Here is a 15,618-nt window from a genome sequence, read left to right on the forward strand (position 1 = left end):
TCGATCCGCCTGCCAGGCCGTTCCCCGTTCCGGGCTTTCCCTCAGTGCTCTCGGAGCGCTCCGCTCCCGCAGCGCTTTCCCTCCGCCCGTCGCGCGAGGCGTGAACAACGCCGCCTCCAGCCGGGCCCCTCATTCGCATGTCCGCGAAAGGAACCCTTCACATGACAGCCACAGCCACAGCCACAGCCACAACCACAGCCACGACTACATCCAAAACCACGGTTACGCCCACACCCGCATCCACACCCGCATCCACGCCCCCAACCACGCCCCCAACCCCCCACCAAACAACCGGCGTTCTGGACATCGCCCGGGACGGTCACGGCTTCGTCCGAGGTCCCGAATGTCTGCCGGGCCCCGCGGACGTGCAGGTTCCCGCGGCCCTCGTACGGCAGATGAGCCTGCGCCCCGGCGACTTCGTCGAGGGCGTCTGCGGGCGCCCCCGGGTGCTCGCCGGTGTCGAGCGCGTCAACGGGCGCTCGCCCCAGGAGCTGCACCGGCGCCCCCGCTTCGGGGACCTCACGCCGCTGCACCCCCGCGAACGGCTCCGCCTGGAGACCGCGGGCGGGCCCGTCGCGACGCGGATCGTCGATCTCGTCGCGCCCGTCGGCAAGGGACAGCGGGGGCTGATCGTCGCGCCGCCGAGGACCGGCAAGACCGTACTGCTCCAGCAGATCGCCGCGGCCGTCGCGGAGAACCACCCCGAGTGCCACCTCATGGTCGTCCTGCTCGACGAACGGCCCGAGGAGGTCACCGACATGCGGCGCTCGGTCCGCGGCGAGGTGCTCGCCTCGACCTTCGACCGGCCCGCCAAGGAGCACATCGCCCTCGCCGAACTCGCTGTGGAGCGCGCCAAGCGCATGGTCGAGGACGGGCGGGACGTCGTGATGCTGTTCGACTCGCTGACGCGGCTGTGCCGCGCGTACAACAACGCGGCGGCGAGCGGCGGGCGCACGCTCAGCGGTGGCGTCGACGCGTCCGCCGTGCAGGGGCCCAAGCGGCTCTTCGGTGCCGCGCGCCTCGCCGAGGAGGGCGGTTCCCTGACGATGCTCGCGACCGCCCTGGTGGAGACCGGGTCGCGCGCCGACGACTACTACTTCGAGGAGCTGAAGGGCACCGGGAACATGGAGCTGCGGCTGGACCGTACCCTCGCCGACCGGCGCCTCTTCCCCGCCGTCGACGTCATCCCTTCCGGCACGCGCCGCGAGGAACTGCTCGTACCGGCCGCCGAGTTGAGCGCCGTGCGCGGGCTGCGGCGCGCCCTGCAAGGCCGTGACAGCCACAGTTCACTCGAAGCGCTGCTCGACCGCGTCAAGAAGACGCCGGGCAACGCCGCGTTCCTGCGGCAGGTGCGGCAGACCGTGCCGGGGGCCGCCGCGGCGGCTGACGGCACGGGCGCGTGACGCCCACCCGTGGCCCCGCGGCGTCACTGCCGCATGACGCACGCCCGTGCCCCGCGGTGTCACTGCCGCATGACGCACGCCCGTGCCCCGCGGTGTCACTGCCGCGTGACGTTCACCCGGTAGTCGCCCTCGTCCGTGACGTCCGCCACCGTCACCCGCAGCCCCGTCCTGCCGTCCGAGAACGTCTCGCCGGGACCGTAGGGCGCGTCGGAGAGTTCGGCGTGGACGTTGGGGCGGCGGGTGCAGCCGCCGCTCTCGGTCTGGGAGTCGGCGACCGTGACCGGGCCGTGGCCCGTGTCGACGTCCGCGTCCACGCGGTAGATGAGGACGCCGGACTTGCAGACCTCCTCGTCGTTGCCGCCGGGCGTGCGCACCTCGACCGCGTACCCCGTCCGCTCGCTCAGCGGGACGAAGGCGAGCTTCATGCCGCCCTTGCGGGAGAGCGGCGTGAGGGTGTGCTCGGAGGTGCCGGGCCGCGCGGCGCAGCCGACCTGGTTGTCGTCGAGCCAGCCCAGCTTCCACTTGTGCCAGGCGAGCAGGTCGTTGTTGGCGCCCCAGTCCTCGCTCATGATGTCCCAGTGGCCGGCCGCGCCGCCGCCGTCCTGCGTATAGAGGTCGGGCAGGCCGAAGACGTGGCCGTTCTCGTGCGGCAGTACGCGGTAGCCGGTCTCGTGGTAGGTGCCCGAGCCGTCGTCCTGGCGGCTGTAGACGAAGGACGTGTTGGAGACAGGGACGCCGTCGGCGACCGGCGCCTCGTGGTTGCCCGCGAAGGTCACCGACAGGACCGTGTCGAGAGCCGAGGGGCCGGCGTTCGGCGTGACCAGGACGTTGAGCAGGTCGTACTCCCGGAAGTCCACGTCGGGGTCGGCCGCTTCCACGATGTCCTCGACCAGTTCGCGGTAGCCCGGGTCGAACGGGGCGCCGCGCTCTATCCCGTAGTCGGCGAACGACTTGGGCATGCGCAGCCAGTGCCGCACGGGGGATCCGGGGCGGTACTCCAGGCGCCCGTACGAGCTGGTGCTGAACCATTGCTCGGTCTGCGGGAAGAACTCCGCGAGGCGGTCCGTCGCCTTGCCCTGCCCGGGGGCGTCGGAGAAGTCGATCATGAGGTTCAGGGCCCGGACGGTGCCCGTGGAGCGCGCGTAGCCGGGCGGGGTGGGCACGCCTTCCGACATCTGCACGCCCATCGTGCCGCTGATCATGCAGGGGCCGAGGGCGTTGCCTTCGGCCATGGAGACGGGGCCCGCCGAGCTGGGTGCCTCGTCCGTCAGGTGGCCGGCGCCCGCCGAGGTGGTGACCGCGAGGACGAGCGCCGTGACCGAGGCGAGGGCCATCCCGCGGCGGGCGGAGCATATCCGTCGCCAGGTCGGCTGCTGCATACGTGCGCCTTTGCTCCGCGGCAGCCGCCGGACCCGGCTGCACCCTGTCCGATCACCCTCTGCCGGGGGGTGGACGGGCGCTCGTTGGGTGCGACCGACCGGGGGTTTCTGCGCTCAAGAGGTGTGACGCAGGTCACTGGAAGACAGGGGGAGAGATGGAAATAACCGGGGAGCGCTTCCCCGTTTAGACCTGTGTCCGAGCGAAACGGGGAGTCACTCCCCGTATCGGTTACCTCGGCACCCATGACTTGCACCGATCTCAAGATGGCCGAGACAGCCCGAGATGACCGAGATGACCGAGATGGCCGAGACGGCCGAGACGGCCGAGACGGCCGAGACGGTCTGATCGAGACGGCCTGACCGAGACGACCGAGATGACCAGAGGAGGAACCGTGGACGCCGCCACCGACACCGCCCCCCGGCGTCGACCCGCCCGACCGCGGGCCGACGCCCTGCGCAACCGGGAGCGGATCGTCAACGCCGCACGCGAGATGTTCGTGGAGTACGGGCCCGACGTGCCCCTCGACGAGGTCGCGCGCCGCGCGGGCGTGGGCAACGCCACGGTCTACCGCCACTTCGCCGACCGTGCCGAACTGGTGCGGCAGGTCGTCCTCTCGGTGACGGACCGCGTCGCGGACCATGCCGAGGAAGGCATCGCCGCGGCGGACGCCGACGCGGACGCCGCCTTCGGTGCGCTGCGCACCTTCGTACACGCCGCCGCCGAAGAGCGGATCAGTGCCCTGTGCCCGATGCTGATGGCCGGCTTCGACCCCAACCACCCCGACCTGCTCGACTCCCGCGAGCGCCTTGAGCGGTCCATCGAAGGCCTGATGGGAAGGGCACGCGCGGCCGGGCAGCTGCGCGCCGACATCGCCGTCGGCGACCTGATGGTCGCCCTCTCCCAGCTCACCCGGCCGCTGCCGGGCACGGCCTGCCTCAGCATGGACCGCTTCGTCCACCGCCATCTTCAGTTGTTCCTCGACGGTCTGATGGCGCCCGCCCGTTCCGAGCTCCCGGGGGAGGCGGCGACCCTGGGGGATCTCAGGGAGCACTGAACGCGCGAGCACTGAACGCGCTTCGCCTCCTTCGCGCGCCCACCCTCACTTACGTCACTTACGTCCTTTTTCGACCTTACGTACCGCTAGGTGGCCACACGCATGTCTGAAATGGATCCGAGGCGCTGGAAAGCGCTCGTCTTCATCGCCCTCGCTCAGCTGATGGTCGTCCTCGACGCCACCATCGTGAACATCGCTCTGCCCTCCGCCCAGGAGGACCTCGGCATATCCGACGGCAACCGCCAGTGGGTCATCACGGCCTACGCGCTCGCCTTCGGCGGTCTGCTGCTCTTCGGCGGACGCATCGCCGACCTGTGGGGCCGTAAGCGCACCTTCGTGACCGGCCTGATCGGCTTCGCCGCGGCCTCCGCGCTCGGCGGCGCCGCGACCGGCGAGGCCATGATGCTGGGCGCCCGCGCCCTACAGGGCGTGTTCGGCGCGCTGCTCGCGCCCGCCGCCCTCTCGCTGCTCGCGGTGATGTTCACCGACGCCAAGGAGCGCGCCAAGGCCTTCGGCATCTACGGCGCGATCGCCGGTGGTGGCGGTGCCGTCGGCCTGATCCTCGGCGGTTTCCTCACCGAGTACCTGAACTGGCGCTGGACCTTCTTCGTGAACATCCCGTTCGCGGTGATCGCCGCCCTGGGCGCGTACTTCGTCATCCGTGAGCCGGCCGGCGGCCGCAACCGCTCGCCGCTCGACATCCCCGGCGTGATCCTCTCCACCCTCGGCCTGGTCGCGCTGGTCTACGGCTTCACGCGAGCCGAGTCCGCGGGCTGGTCCGACGCCGTGACCGTGACGATGTTCGTCGCGTCCGTCGTGCTGCTCGCCGCGTTCGTCCTCACCGAGGCCAAGGTCAAGTCGCCGCTGCTCCCGCTGCGCGTCCTGATGGAGCGCAACCGCGGTGGCGTCTACCTCTCGCTCGGACTCGCCGTCATCTCGATGTTCGGCCTGTTCCTGTTCCTCACGTACTACCTCCAGATCGTGAAGGGCTACACGCCGGTCAAGACCGGCTTCGCGTTCCTGCCGATGATCGTCGGCATGATCACGGGCTCCACGCAGATCGGCGCCCGCCTGATGACCCGCGTCCCGCCGCGGCTGCTGATGGCCCCGGGCTTCCTGCTCGCCGCGGTCGGCATGCTGCTCCTGACGCAGCTTGAGGTCGACACGTCCTACGCCGGCCTGATCATGCCCGCGCAGCTGATGCTGGGCCTCGGCATGGGTACGGCGTTCATGCCCGCCATGTCCCTGGCCACGCACGGCGTCGAGGCCCGTGACTCCGGTGTCGCCTCCGCGATGGTCAACACCTCGCAGCAGGTCGGCGGCGCCATCGGCACGGCCCTGCTGAACACCATCGCGGCGTCGGCGACCACCGCGTACCTCACGGACAACGCGGCCGGCGCGACCAACCCGAAGCTGCTCCAGGCGCAGGCCATGGTCGAGGGCTACACCAGCGCCATCTGGTGGGCGGTCGGCATCCTCGCGGTCTCCGCGCTGATCGCGGCGACCTTCATCAACACCGGCCACCAGGGCGGTTCCACGGCAGGCTCGGACTCGGCGGACGGTGCCGAGGACGAGGTGAAGATCCCGGTGATGGCCCACTGACCCGGCCGGGTCACCTGGGGCAGGTCCCCTAGCGGAGTCAGAAGGTTCCTAGCGGAGCCAGGGGAGGTCCGCACCGGCCTCCTTGGGCTGAAGTCCCTCGGCGACGATCGTCATGATCTCGCCGAGGGACTTCTGCTGTTGCGGGGTGAGCCGGTCGAAGAGCGCCTGGCGTACGGCGCTGACGTGGCCGGGGGCGGTCTCGCGCAGTACCTCGTACCCCTCGTCGGTGAGGATCGCGAGCTGGCCGCGCTTGTCGGAGGGGCAGTCCTCGCGGCGCACCCAGCCGCTCTTCTCCAGGCGGGCGACGGCGTGCGAGAGGCGGGACCGGGTGATCTTCATGTTCTTGGCCAGTTCGGTCATCCGCAGCCGCCTCCGGGGGGCGTCGGACAACTGGACCAATAGGCCGTAGTACATGTGCGGCATGCCCGCGTCGCGCTGGAGCTGCCGGTCGAGGTAGTCGTCGAGAAGCGCGGTCGCCTGGAGGTAGGACCGCCAAACGCGCTGCTCGTCGCCGTCCAGCCAGCGTGGCTCACCGGCCGGGGAAGGGGTGGGTGCCATATCCATGTACTCCATCGTACGAGGCCCTTCCTTGAACTTTGAACAAACCATACGTACAGTCGAACATAGAACTTGAGTTTTCAAGTACCTTGCCTTCAGTACGCGATGCCGGCCCCCTCCGGAGGTGCGCGATGACCCGCATGCCCGCCCTGTACCTCAGCCACGGCGCCCCGCCGCTCGCCGACGACCCCGTCTGGCCCGGCGAACTGGCGGCCTGGTCCGCCGGCCTGCCGCGCCCCAGGGCGATCCTCATGGTCTCCGCGCACTGGGAGGAGGCCCCGCTGGCCCTCGGCGCCACGCGGACACTGCCGCTCGTCCACGACTTCTGGGGCTTCCCCGAGCACTACTACGCGGTGACGTACGAGGCGCCGGGCGCGCCGGCGCTGGCCGCTTCGGTACGGGCACTCCTGCGGGCGCCCGGCCTGCCCGTGCAGGACGTGCCGGACCGCGGCCTCGACCACGGGGCGTACGTACCACTGGTCGAGATGTACCCCGAAGCCGACATACCCGTCCTCCAGATCTCCCTCCCGACCCTGGAGCCGCGCCGCCTCATGGACATCGGCCGCAGGCTCGCGCCGCTGCGGGACGAGGGCGTCCTGATCGTCGGCAGCGGCTTCTTCACGCACAACCTGGCCGCCCTGCGGCAGGGCGGCATCCCGGCCTGGTCGGCGGAGTTCGACGCCTGGGGCCACGAGGCCCTGGAGACGGCCGACGTGGACGCCCTCCTCGACTTCGCCCGCAAGTCCCCGGCGGGGCACCTGGCCCACCCGCGCACGGAACACTTCGCCCCGCTCTTCGTCACCCTGGGCGCGGCGGACGCCACGGGCGACCTGACCGACCAGCGCAGCGTGATCGACGGCTTCTGGCTGGGCCTGGCGAAGAGGTCGGTGCAGTTCGGCTGATCGGTGCGGTTCGGCTGAATCGCGGCGAAGCCCCGGAGAGGGTCGCTAATCCGCCGCGGGGCCGAGGGGAAGCTCGTACCAGGCCACGTCCCAGTAGCGGCCGAACTTCCTGCCCACCTCGTGGTACGTCCCCACGTGCCGGAAGCCGAAGCGCTCGTGGAGGCGGACCGACGCCTCGTTCGGCTGGGCGACGCCCGCGTACGCGCGGTGCACGTCCTCCTCCCGCAGGGCTTCGAAGAGCGTCTTGTAGAGCAGCGTGCCGATGCCGCGCCCCGCGGCGTCCGGTGCGCAGTAGACGCTGACTTCCACGGAGGTCGCATAAGCGGGCTTGACGCGGAAAGGGCTACTGGTGACGTACCCGAGCACGCGGCCCGCGCCGGGGCCGGAATGCCGCTCCTGGGCAACCAAGAGGCGGTGCGGGCCGTCTTTGGGGTGGGAGAGCAGCCAAGGGCGGCGCTCTTCGGGGGAGAACGTGACCGTGTCGAATGTGATCGCGGTCTCACGTACGTAGTGGTTGTAGAGGTCCGTGAGGGCTTCGAGGTCCGCCTCGACGCCCGGCCTGACCTGCACCTCAGTACACCCTGTCAACATCCGGCCTCCCCGAGTGGCGGCACAGGGTACTGCACCGCCGAGGAAAAAGATGCGCGCCTTGGGAATTCTGTCCGGATTCCAGTCGTTGTTTCCATCGGATGGTGGGAACCCGAGGGTGTGCCATCCACCACAGAGGCCCCAGTGGGGCCGACCAGGACCACCATCGCAAGGGAGCACGCATGGCAACCCGTGCCGTCGCCCGTCGTAAGTCCGCCTCCGGCGAGACCGACGCGGCACGCAGTGTTCGCGCCGTAGGCGGGGAGATCGCCGACCGCGACCTGGTCGGCATGTACCTCGACGAGATCGCGCGTACACCACTGCTGGACGCCGCCAAGGAAGTAGAACTGTCCCAGATCATCGAGGCGGGCGTCTATGCCCGCAAGATCCTGGACGGCGAGGTCGAGGACAGCGGGGTCACCGCGGACCGCGAGGAGCTCGAAGCCCTCGTCGCCGACGGTGAGCGCGCCAAGGACGTCTTCATCCGTTCGAACCTCCGCCTCGTCGTCGCCGTGGCCCGCCGCTATCCGCGCAGCGGTCTGCCCCTCCTCGACCTCATCCAGGAGGGCAACGCGGGCCTGGTGCGCGCGGTGGAGAAGTTCGACTACGCCAAGGGATTCAAGTTCTCCACGTACGCCACGTGGTGGATCCGCCAGGCCATCACCCGCTCGATAGCCGACCAGTCCCGCACCATCCGCCTCCCCGTCCACCTGGTGGAGGAGCTGGGCCGCATCCGCCGCGTGCAGCGCGAGTTCAACCGCGAGCACGGCCGTGATCCGGAGCCCACGGAGATCGCCGCGGAGCTCGAGTCGAAGCCCGAGCGCGTCATCGACGTCCTGGACTGGGCGCGCGACCCCGTCTCGCTGAACATGGGGGTGGACGACTCCGGCGACACCCAGTTCGGTGACCTCCTGGAGGACACCTCCGCCGTCTCGCCCGAGCAGTCCGTCCTCTCGCTGCTGCGCAGCGAGGAGCTGGACGACCTGCTGGGCCGCCTCGACCAGCGCACCGCCTCCATCATCAAGATGCGGTACGGAATCGACGACGGGCGCGAGCGGACGCTGACGGAGGTCGGCAAGGAGCACGGCCTCACGCGTGAGCGCATCCGACAGATCGAGAAGCACGCCCTTCTGGAGCTGAAGAAGCTGGCGCGCGACACCGGTTTCGACGCGGTGGCCTAGCCGGGATCACTGGGGCTCGTCCGGTGGCGGGGCCGCCCCCCGCGTCAGGCGGGAGCCCATGTCCCGCAGGCAGGTGAGCAGCTCCGGGGGGCCGTGGGCCGTGAAGTCGCAGTCCGCCACCGCCAGGCGGACCGCCAGCCACTCGACGGAGTCCGTGGCCGTGCCGCGCAGCCGGCAGTGGTGGTCGTCCAGCGGCTCCACCGCGCCGAGCGACGACGGCAGCCTGGCCGCCACGAACTCCGCGGGCGCCGCGAACGTCACGTCGATCTCGTATGTCGTGAGCCCGCGGTAGACCGACTGCCGCAAGAACTCCGCGGCGTCCCCCTTCGGCAGCTCCCGCGGCGTGAACCGCGCCCCCGTGGCGAACGGCTCCGCCACACGGTCCACGCGGAAGGTCCGCCAGTCCTCGCGGTCCATGTCGTACGCCACGAGATACCACCGCCGTCCCGTCGAGACCAGGCGGTACGGCTCGGTCAGCCGCCGCGACTGCGTGCCGTCGCCCGCACGGTAGGAGAACCGCAGGCGCTCATGGCCCGCCGTGGCCGACGCCATCACCGTCAGCGTCTCCGGCGCGATGCTCGCCCCGTCCCCGCTGACCAGCGGCATCGTCGCGATCTGCAAGGACGTGACGCGGTGCCGCAGCCGGGCGGGCAGGACCTGCTCCAGCTTGGCGAGCGCCCGTACCGATGCCTCCTCCAGGCCCTCCACGGCGTGCCCCGCACCGGCCCGCAGGCCGACCGCGATCGCCACCGCCTCCTCGTCGTCCAGGACGAGCGGCGGCATGGCCTTGCCCGCGACGAGACGGTAGCCGCCGAGGGCGCCCTGCGTGGCCTGCACGGGATAGCCCAGCTCCCGCAGCCGGTCCACGTCGCGCCGCACGGTCCGCCGGCTCACCCCGAGCCGCTTGGCCAGCTCGCCGCCGGGCCACTCACGCGGCGTCTGAAGGAGCGAGAGCAGTTGCAGCAGCCGGATGGGGGTCTGGGCACCGGTCGCGCCGGTCATGACCGTGCTCCCGTGTCGGTCGTCCTCGTCCTCGTTCTCGTCCTTGTTCTCGTTCTTGTTCTCGTCCTGTGCATGTTCACCCGCCCAGGATGCCGGGATGCCAGGATGCGGGAACTGGATTCAGGAGCTGGATGTAGGAACTGTTATGACCTAGATGGCTCCTAGCCTTCCGGCCATGAGTTCTTCCAGCAGCACCCTCCCCGAAACGCCACCGGCAGCGGACCGGCGACGGTGGTTCGCCCTGGCCATCGTGATGACCGCCGCCTTCATGGACCTCGTCGACGTCACGATCGTCAACATCGCGATCCCGACGATCCAGCGGGACGCGGGCGCCTCGTTCAGCCAGATCCAGTGGATCACCGCGGGCTACAGCCTCGCGTTCGCCGCCGGGCTCATCACGGGCGGGCGGCTCGGTGACATCCACGGCCGCAAGCGGCTCTTCCTGATCGGCATCGCCGGCTTCACCGTGGCCTCGGCGCTCTGCGGCTTCGCGGTCAACCCGGAGATGCTGGTGGCCTCGCGCATCCTTCAGGGGGGCATGGCCGCGCTGATGGTGCCGCAGGTCCTCTCCATCGTCCACGCGACGTTCCCCGCCCACGAGCGCGGCAAGGTCTTCGGGCTCTTCGGCATGATCGTCGGCCTCGGCGCGGTCTCCGGGCCGCTGCTCGGCGCGCTGCTCACCGAGTGGAACATCCTCGGCCTCGAATGGCGGCCGATCTTCCTCATCAACCTGCCCGTCGGCATCGCGGGGCTGATACTCGGCCGGAAGTTCATCACCGAGTCCAAGGCATCGAAGGCACTCAAGCTGGACCTCGTCGGCGTCGTCATGATCACCCTCGGCCTGCTGATGCTGCTCTACCCGCTCACCCGCGGCCGCGAGCTCGGCTGGCCGGTCTGGGGCCACGCCACCATGGCGGGCTCACTCGTCGTCTTCGGCGCGTTCGTCGCGTACGAGAGGTGGAAGACCGCCAGGGACGGATCGCCGCTGGTCGAGCTGGAGCTGTTCAAGGTGAAGAGCTTCGCGGCGGGCGTCGCGGTGCAGCTGGTGTTCGGTGTCGCGCTCGGCGTCTTCTTCCTGGTCTGGACGCTCTATCTCCAGATCGGTCTCGGCTGGAGCGAGCTGAAGGCCGGTCTGACCGGGGTGCCGTTCTCCATCGCGGTCTCGGTGGCGGCCGGGGTCTCCGTGCAGAAGCTCGTGCCGCGGTTCGGCCGCAAGGTGCTTCAGGCCGGCGCGTTGACGATGGCCGCGGGCCTGCTCATCTACATCTGGGAGGCCGACCGGTACGGCACGGGCATCACGGTCTGGCAGATGGCGCTGCCGCTGGTCGTGATGGGCGTCGGCATGGGCCTGATCGTGGCGCCGCTGACGGACGCCGTCCTGTCGGGCGTACCGCGGGAGCATGCGGGCTCGGCCTCCGGGCTCTTCAACACCATGCAGCAGATGGGCACCGCGCTCGGCCTCGGCCTGGTGTCGGTGGTCTTCTTCGGGGTGATCGACGAGAGCGTTCCGCGTGAGCGGCTGCCCCTGGAGTTCGTGGACGGGTTCCAGAACGCGCTGGGCTGGGTGGCGGCGGTCCTCGCGGCCATCTTCGTCCTGATGTTCGCCCTCCCGGCGAAGCCGCAGCAGCACATGGAGGGCGGCGCCGACGTGGCGGAGCCGGACGAGCGGGCGGAGAAGGAGCCCGCGGAGCCCGCGCTGACTCCCTGACCGGGTGACGCCGACTCCCTGACCGGGCGATGCCGACTCCCTGACCGGGTGACGCCGCGGAGATCCATCGGATCATCGCGCCCATCGGGAGCCCCTAGAGCTCCGCCTGGGCCGCCGTCGCGTCCAAGGACTCCAGTACGGCCCCGGGATCACCGCCCGGGGCCACCGCCTCGCCGATCCGCTGCCGGACAGCGGTCCGCACCTCGGGCCAGGAGGCCTGGTTCGTCGGCTGGAACCGCGCCTGCGGCATCTGGTCGATGAAGTCCCGCAGCGACCGCTGACGGGGATCCTCGCGCGCGGTCTCGGACGCGGAACTGGTCACCGGTAGCGCGGACTGTCCGCCCCCGTACGCGAGGGCGGACTTGCGGCCGTACACATAGCTCAGGAACGTCCCGCACCGCGTGCGCCGCCCGTCCCGCCGGAACGCCATCAGCCAGTCGTTGAGCCCCACCGGAGGCGCGGCACCGCCGAGCCTCTTGGGGAACGGGGCGTGCGCGTACGGGAACTTGGCCTGGTCGGCGGCGCCCATCAGGACCGGATGGGCGATCATCATGCCGATTCTGCCGCGCAGGAACTGGGCGTACGCGTCCGTCCTGGTCAGCTTCGACGGGTGCGCTCCCGCGAGGCCCCGCTTCACGAGGTTGTCGCGCAGCCAGGTCAGGGCACCGATGTTGGCCGCGCTCGCGAAGTCGTAGCCGGTGAGGGCGGCATAGCCGCCGCCGTCGGCGAGCAGCCAGGCCAGCGCCTCGTCCTCGGCGGCCTCCGGGCCGAGCTGTAGCCCGTAGGGGGTGTCGACGCCGAGCCTCTTCAACGCCTCCGCGGCGTCGCGCAGTTCGGCCCAGGAACGGGGGGCCTTGAGGCGGGCCTGCTTGAAGAGGGCCTTGTTGTAGAAGAGGCGCGGGGTGCTGGCGAGGAAGGGCATCCCGTACTGGACGCGGTTGACCATGCCGGCCTCCGCGTAGGAGCGGATGAAATCGCCCTCCGTGCGTACGTCGAAGAGGTCGTCGGCGCCGTACAGCTTGCCGGCCTCCGCGTACGGGGCGAAGAAGTTCGACTGGGCGATGTCGGGGGCGTCGCCCTTCTTCACGCGCTGGGCGAGGGTCTGGTCGAGCTTCGCGAACGGCACGCGCTCCAGGGCGACGCGGATGTCCGGGTGGGCCTTCTCGAAGGCGGCGATGAGGCTGTCCCACTGGTCGCCGATCGAGGAGCCGACGCTCTTGTCGTAGCTGGCGACGAGGAGTCTCAGCGGTGTGTCGGTCTCCGCCGAGCAGGCGCTGAGGCCCGCGGCGCCGAGGCCGGTGGCGCCGGCGAGACCGGCGGAGTGGAGAAGGAACTGCCGACGACGCACCGCTGGTGCCACCTTTGCTTTTCGGTCCTGCTTTCCGTTCGCGCGGTGGCAGAGTCTGCCATACGGGCAGTTTGAGCCGTGGAGGGCCTTGCGGCTGGGCTGGCATAACCTGCCTGTCATGCCCAGTGGTTCGCAGCCGTCACCGCCCTTGCAGCCCTCACAGTCGTCACCGCCCTCACAGTCGTCGCAGTCGTCGCCGCCCTCGCGGCCGTCGCAGTCGTCGCCGCCCTCGCAGCCGTCGCTGACGGAGCGTCGTAAGACCGAGACCCGTCTCGACATCGCCCGCACGGCGGCGTCGCTTTTCGCCGCGGACGGGCTGCGCGCCACGCGCGCCGAGGACATCGCCCGGGCCGCGGGCGTGGCCCCCCGCACCTTCTACCGCTACTTCGCGACCAAGGAGGAGGCGGTCGCCCCGCTCTTCGCAGCGGGTGCGCAGCAGTGGGCGGAGGCGGTGCGCCTGGCCCCGGACGGGCTTTCGGTGCCGGACGCGCTGCGGCACGCGGTGGCGCAGGCACTGGCCGCCGGGGACGCGGGGGCCGTGGAGTCCCTGGAGTGGGTGCGCTCGCTGCTGCGCATGTCGGCGGAGAGCCCCGCGTTGCGCGCGGTGTGGGCGGACGCGTGCCGCGCCTCGGAGCAGACGCTGCTCGCGGTACTCCTGGAGCGGACGGGCGAGAGCGGGCCGACCCTGGACCTCAGCCTCGCGGCAGCGGTCGCGAGCGCGGCGGTACGGGTCGCCGTCGAGGCGTGGGCGGCGGGGGAAGCGCCCGCGGCCGAGGGGGAGGGCCCGGCGGGCCTGGCGGCACACTGCCTGGCGGCGTTGGAGTCGTTCCCCTGGCCGTAGGGCCGAGGCTTCGCCACGTCCCGGCCCGTTGGCCAGGGCTTCGCCTGATGTCCGTTCATGCCCGTTCCTCGCCCGAAGGTGTTTACTTTGGCGCAATGCCGCCGTAGCCTGCCGGTGAAACAACACGCTCGGGCATCTGGCGGAGGCAAACGGACATGTACGCACCGGAGCGGCAGCAGGAGATCCTGCGGCTCGCGCGGGACGGCGGGCGGGTCGACGTGCTGTCGCTCGCCGAGGAGTTCCAGGTCACCGCGGAGACCATCCGCCGCGACCTGAAGGCCCTGGACCGCGCGGGCCTCGTGCGCCGCGTGCACGGCGGTGCCATCCCCGCGGGCCGCCTCGACTTCGAGCCGGACCTCGCCGAGCGCGAGGGTACCGCCGCCGACGAGAAGGACCGCATCGCCCGCGCCGCCCTCGCGGAGCTGCCCGCCGAGGGCAGCGTCATCCTCGACGCCGGGTCGACCGTCGCGCGGCTCGCGGCGGCGCTCCCCCTGGAGTCGACGCTCACTGTCGTCACGCACGGCCTGCCGACCGCCGCCCGCCTCGCCGACCACCCCGGCATCCAGCTCCACCTCATCGGCGGCCGCGTCCGGCAGCGCACGCGCGCCGCCGTGGACGCCTGGGCCTTGCGCGCCTACGGAGAGATCCGCGCCGACGTCCTCTTCCTCGCGGCCAACGGCTTCTCCGCCGACGCCGGGCTCACCACGCCCGACCTCGCCGAGGCCGCCGTGAAGCGCGCGACCGTGGCCGCCGCCCGCCGGGTCGTCCTGCTCGCGGACTCCGCCAAGCACGGCCAGCAGCACTTCGCCCGCTTCGGCGACCTCACCGACGTGGACCTCCTGATCACCGACACCGGCCTCGACCCCGCCGACGCCGCCGCCATCGAGCGCGACGGCACGGAGGTCGTACGCGTATGAGTACGTGCACGAGCACGTCTACGAGCACGCGTACAGCCGTCGGCAACATCCCGGCAGCAGCAGCAGCAGCAGCAGCCGCCGCCTCCGCCGCCTCCGCCGCACGCACCAACAAGAAGGCCTCGGTACGCGCATGATCCTCACCGTCACCCCCAACCCCTCCCTCGACCGCACCTACGAGGTCCCCGCGCTCGACCGCGGCGAGGTCGTGCGGGCCACCGGTGACCGGATGGACCCGGGCGGCAAGGGCGTCAACGTCTCGCGTGCCGTCGCGGCGGCGGGCGTGCGGACCGTCGCCGTGCTGCCGCTCGGCGGCGCCCCGGGCGCACTGGTCGCGCAGCTCCTCGACGAGCAGGGCATCGAGGTGGCCCCGGTCCCGGTGGCCGGACAGACCCGTTCCAACATCGCGGTCGCGGAGCCCGACGGCACGCTCACGAAGATCAACGCCCCGGGCCCCGAACTGTCGCGCGAGGAGCGGGAGGCGTTGCTCGCCGCCGTCGGCGAACGTTCGGCGGGGGCCGACTGGATCGCCTGCTGCGGCAGCCTGCCGCGTGGCCTCGCCCCCTCCTGGTACGCCGACCTGGTGGCCCGCGCCCACGCCGCGGGCGCCCGTATCGCCCTGGACACCTCGGGCCCCGCCCTGCTCGCCGCCCTCGCCGAACGCCCCGACGTGGTCAAGCCCAACGCCGAGGAGCTCTCCGAAGCCGTCGGCCGCCCCCTCAGCACCGTCGGCGACGCGGTCAAGGCGGCGGAGGAGCTGCGGGAAATGGGGGCGCGTGCCGTGCTCGCCAGCCTCGGCGCGGACGGCCAGCTCCTGGTCGAGGACTCGGGCACGTACTTCGCGAGCGCCCGCGTCGACGCCGTACGCAGCAACGTCGGCGCCGGGGACTCCTCCCTGGCCGGTTTCCTCATCGCCGGCGGCACGGGGGAGCGTGCGCTCGCCTCGGCCGTGGCGCACGGCGCGGCGGCGGTCCAACTGCCGGGCAGCGTCATGCCCTCGCCCGCCGACCTGGCACCGGACGCGGTCACCGTGACGGCCGACGTCCCGCTGGATCGCGTACTCCTGGAACGCGTACTTCTGGACCGCGTACTCCTGGACCGCGTACCGAGGGAACACACCCCGTGAACCCCCTCGCC

Annotated in this window: 15 protein-coding genes; 10 read left to right on the top strand and 5 right to left on the bottom strand. The window is 71.2% G+C overall.

The genetic code is table 11. The annotated features are described in order from the left end of the window. The first annotated feature begins 161 nt into the window (after window positions 1-161). Window positions 162-1,403 carry a transcription termination factor Rho gene (gene rho / locus ACRAKF_RS22785; RefSeq protein ID WP_447039178.1) on the top strand — a complete coding sequence of 414 codons (1,242 nt, stop codon included), beginning with the start codon at window positions 162-164 and terminating at the stop codon, window positions 1,401-1,403. A 95-nt stretch (window positions 1,404-1,498) separates the two neighbouring features. Here the strand turns inward: rho and ACRAKF_RS22790 are convergent, their stop codons facing one another. After that, on the bottom strand, window positions 1,499-2,782 hold the full coding sequence (locus ACRAKF_RS22790; protein WP_447039179.1) for a M6 family metalloprotease domain-containing protein: 1,284 nt from the start codon (window positions 2,780-2,782) through the stop codon (window positions 1,499-1,501). Window positions 2,783-3,174: 392 nt separating this feature from the next. Between ACRAKF_RS22790 and ACRAKF_RS22795 the strand changes: the two genes are divergently transcribed. Then, window positions 3,175-3,837 carry a TetR/AcrR family transcriptional regulator gene (locus tag ACRAKF_RS22795; protein WP_447039180.1) on the top strand — a complete coding sequence of 221 codons (663 nt, stop codon included), beginning with the start codon at window positions 3,175-3,177 and terminating at the stop codon, window positions 3,835-3,837. Window positions 3,838-3,939: 102 nt separating this feature from the next. Then, complete coding sequence (locus tag ACRAKF_RS22800; RefSeq protein WP_447039181.1) at window positions 3,940-5,439, top strand: MFS transporter; 1,500 nt, start codon at window positions 3,940-3,942, stop codon at window positions 5,437-5,439. A gap of 48 nt (window positions 5,440-5,487) precedes the next feature. On the opposite strand, the gene ACRAKF_RS22805 is transcribed toward ACRAKF_RS22800, so the two are convergent. Continuing rightward, on the bottom strand, window positions 5,488-6,012 hold the full coding sequence (locus ACRAKF_RS22805) for a MarR family winged helix-turn-helix transcriptional regulator (protein WP_447039182.1): 525 nt from the start codon (window positions 6,010-6,012) through the stop codon (window positions 5,488-5,490). Between the two features lie 125 nt (window positions 6,013-6,137). On the opposite strand from ACRAKF_RS22805, the gene ACRAKF_RS22810 reads away from it, so the two are divergent. Further along, entirely contained in the window at window positions 6,138-6,899 is a 762-nt protein-coding gene (locus tag ACRAKF_RS22810; RefSeq protein WP_447042113.1) for a dioxygenase family protein, read from the top strand. A gap of 45 nt (window positions 6,900-6,944) precedes the next feature. Here ACRAKF_RS22810 and ACRAKF_RS22815 read toward each other — a convergent pair whose 3' ends face one another. Further along, entirely contained in the window at window positions 6,945-7,490 is a 546-nt protein-coding gene (locus ACRAKF_RS22815) for an N-acetyltransferase family protein (protein ID WP_447039183.1), read from the bottom strand. Between the two features lie 179 nt (window positions 7,491-7,669). Between ACRAKF_RS22815 and ACRAKF_RS22820 the strand changes: the two genes are divergently transcribed. Next, entirely contained in the window at window positions 7,670-8,668 is a 999-nt protein-coding gene (locus ACRAKF_RS22820) for a sigma-70 family RNA polymerase sigma factor (RefSeq protein ID WP_447039184.1), read from the top strand. A 6-nt stretch (window positions 8,669-8,674) separates the two neighbouring features. On the opposite strand, the gene ACRAKF_RS22825 is transcribed toward ACRAKF_RS22820, so the two are convergent. Beyond that, window positions 8,675-9,670, bottom strand: a complete 996-nt coding sequence (locus ACRAKF_RS22825; RefSeq protein WP_447039186.1) for a helix-turn-helix transcriptional regulator — start codon at window positions 9,668-9,670, stop codon at window positions 8,675-8,677. A gap of 175 nt (window positions 9,671-9,845) precedes the next feature. Here ACRAKF_RS22825 and ACRAKF_RS22830 point away from each other — a divergent pair, with 175 nt between their 5' ends. Then, the gene (locus tag ACRAKF_RS22830) at window positions 9,846-11,378 is read left to right on the top strand and encodes an MFS transporter (RefSeq protein WP_447039188.1); all 1,533 of its coding nucleotides are present in this window, start codon (window positions 9,846-9,848) and stop codon (window positions 11,376-11,378) included. Between the two features lie 94 nt (window positions 11,379-11,472). Here ACRAKF_RS22830 and ACRAKF_RS22835 read toward each other — a convergent pair whose 3' ends face one another. Continuing rightward, on the bottom strand, window positions 11,473-12,726 hold the full coding sequence (locus ACRAKF_RS22835) for an extracellular solute-binding protein (protein WP_447039190.1): 1,254 nt from the start codon (window positions 12,724-12,726) through the stop codon (window positions 11,473-11,475). A gap of 118 nt (window positions 12,727-12,844) precedes the next feature. Between ACRAKF_RS22835 and ACRAKF_RS22840 the strand changes: the two genes are divergently transcribed. The 4 genes from ACRAKF_RS22840 to pfkB all read left to right on the top strand — a co-directional run bounded on the left by ACRAKF_RS22840 (window position 12,845) and on the right by pfkB (window position 15,607). Continuing rightward, window positions 12,845-13,567: a TetR family transcriptional regulator gene (locus ACRAKF_RS22840; protein ID WP_447039192.1), complete on the top strand. Its 723-nt coding sequence runs from the start codon at window positions 12,845-12,847 to the stop codon at window positions 13,565-13,567. Between the two features lie 155 nt (window positions 13,568-13,722). Next, complete coding sequence (locus ACRAKF_RS22845; protein WP_447039193.1) at window positions 13,723-14,484, top strand: DeoR/GlpR family DNA-binding transcription regulator; 762 nt, start codon at window positions 13,723-13,725, stop codon at window positions 14,482-14,484. Next, window positions 14,481-14,618, top strand: coding sequence for a hypothetical protein (locus ACRAKF_RS22850; protein WP_447039194.1), 138 nt, complete (start codon window positions 14,481-14,483; stop codon window positions 14,616-14,618). Before ACRAKF_RS22845 ends, ACRAKF_RS22850 begins: the two co-directional genes overlap by 4 nt. Further along, window positions 14,615-15,607, top strand: coding sequence for a 1-phosphofructokinase (pfkB, locus tag ACRAKF_RS22855; protein ID WP_447039196.1), 993 nt, complete (start codon window positions 14,615-14,617; stop codon window positions 15,605-15,607). Before ACRAKF_RS22850 ends, pfkB begins: the two co-directional genes overlap by 4 nt. Window positions 15,608-15,618 lie beyond the last annotated feature (11 nt).

The sequence above is a fragment of the Streptomyces sp. DSM 118878 genome, assembly GCF_052936595.1.

Bases quoted from the DNA above. Each gene is read 5' to 3' on its own strand.
- rho (WP_447039178.1), top strand. From the start codon at position 162: ATGACAGCCACAGCCACAGCCACAGCCACAACCACAGCCACGACTACA.
- ACRAKF_RS22790 (WP_447039179.1), bottom strand. From the start codon at position 2,782: ATGCAGCAGCCGACCTGGCGACGGATATGCTCCGCCCGCCGCGGGATG.
- ACRAKF_RS22800 (WP_447039181.1), top strand. From the start codon at position 3,940: ATGTCTGAAATGGATCCGAGGCGCTGGAAAGCGCTCGTCTTCATCGCC.
- ACRAKF_RS22805 (WP_447039182.1), bottom strand. From the start codon at position 6,012: ATGGAGTACATGGATATGGCACCCACCCCTTCCCCGGCCGGTGAGCCA.
- ACRAKF_RS22810 (WP_447042113.1), top strand. From the start codon at position 6,138: ATGCCCGCCCTGTACCTCAGCCACGGCGCCCCGCCGCTCGCCGACGAC.
- ACRAKF_RS22815 (WP_447039183.1), bottom strand. From the start codon at position 7,490: ATGTTGACAGGGTGTACTGAGGTGCAGGTCAGGCCGGGCGTCGAGGCG.
- ACRAKF_RS22820 (WP_447039184.1), top strand. From the start codon at position 7,670: ATGGCAACCCGTGCCGTCGCCCGTCGTAAGTCCGCCTCCGGCGAGACC.
- ACRAKF_RS22825 (WP_447039186.1), bottom strand. From the start codon at position 9,670: ATGACCGGCGCGACCGGTGCCCAGACCCCCATCCGGCTGCTGCAACTG.
- ACRAKF_RS22830 (WP_447039188.1), top strand. From the start codon at position 9,846: ATGAGTTCTTCCAGCAGCACCCTCCCCGAAACGCCACCGGCAGCGGAC.
- ACRAKF_RS22840 (WP_447039192.1), top strand. From the start codon at position 12,845: ATGCCCAGTGGTTCGCAGCCGTCACCGCCCTTGCAGCCCTCACAGTCG.
- ACRAKF_RS22845 (WP_447039193.1), top strand. From the start codon at position 13,723: ATGTACGCACCGGAGCGGCAGCAGGAGATCCTGCGGCTCGCGCGGGAC.
- ACRAKF_RS22850 (WP_447039194.1), top strand. From the start codon at position 14,481: ATGAGTACGTGCACGAGCACGTCTACGAGCACGCGTACAGCCGTCGGC.
- pfkB (WP_447039196.1), top strand. From the start codon at position 14,615: ATGATCCTCACCGTCACCCCCAACCCCTCCCTCGACCGCACCTACGAG.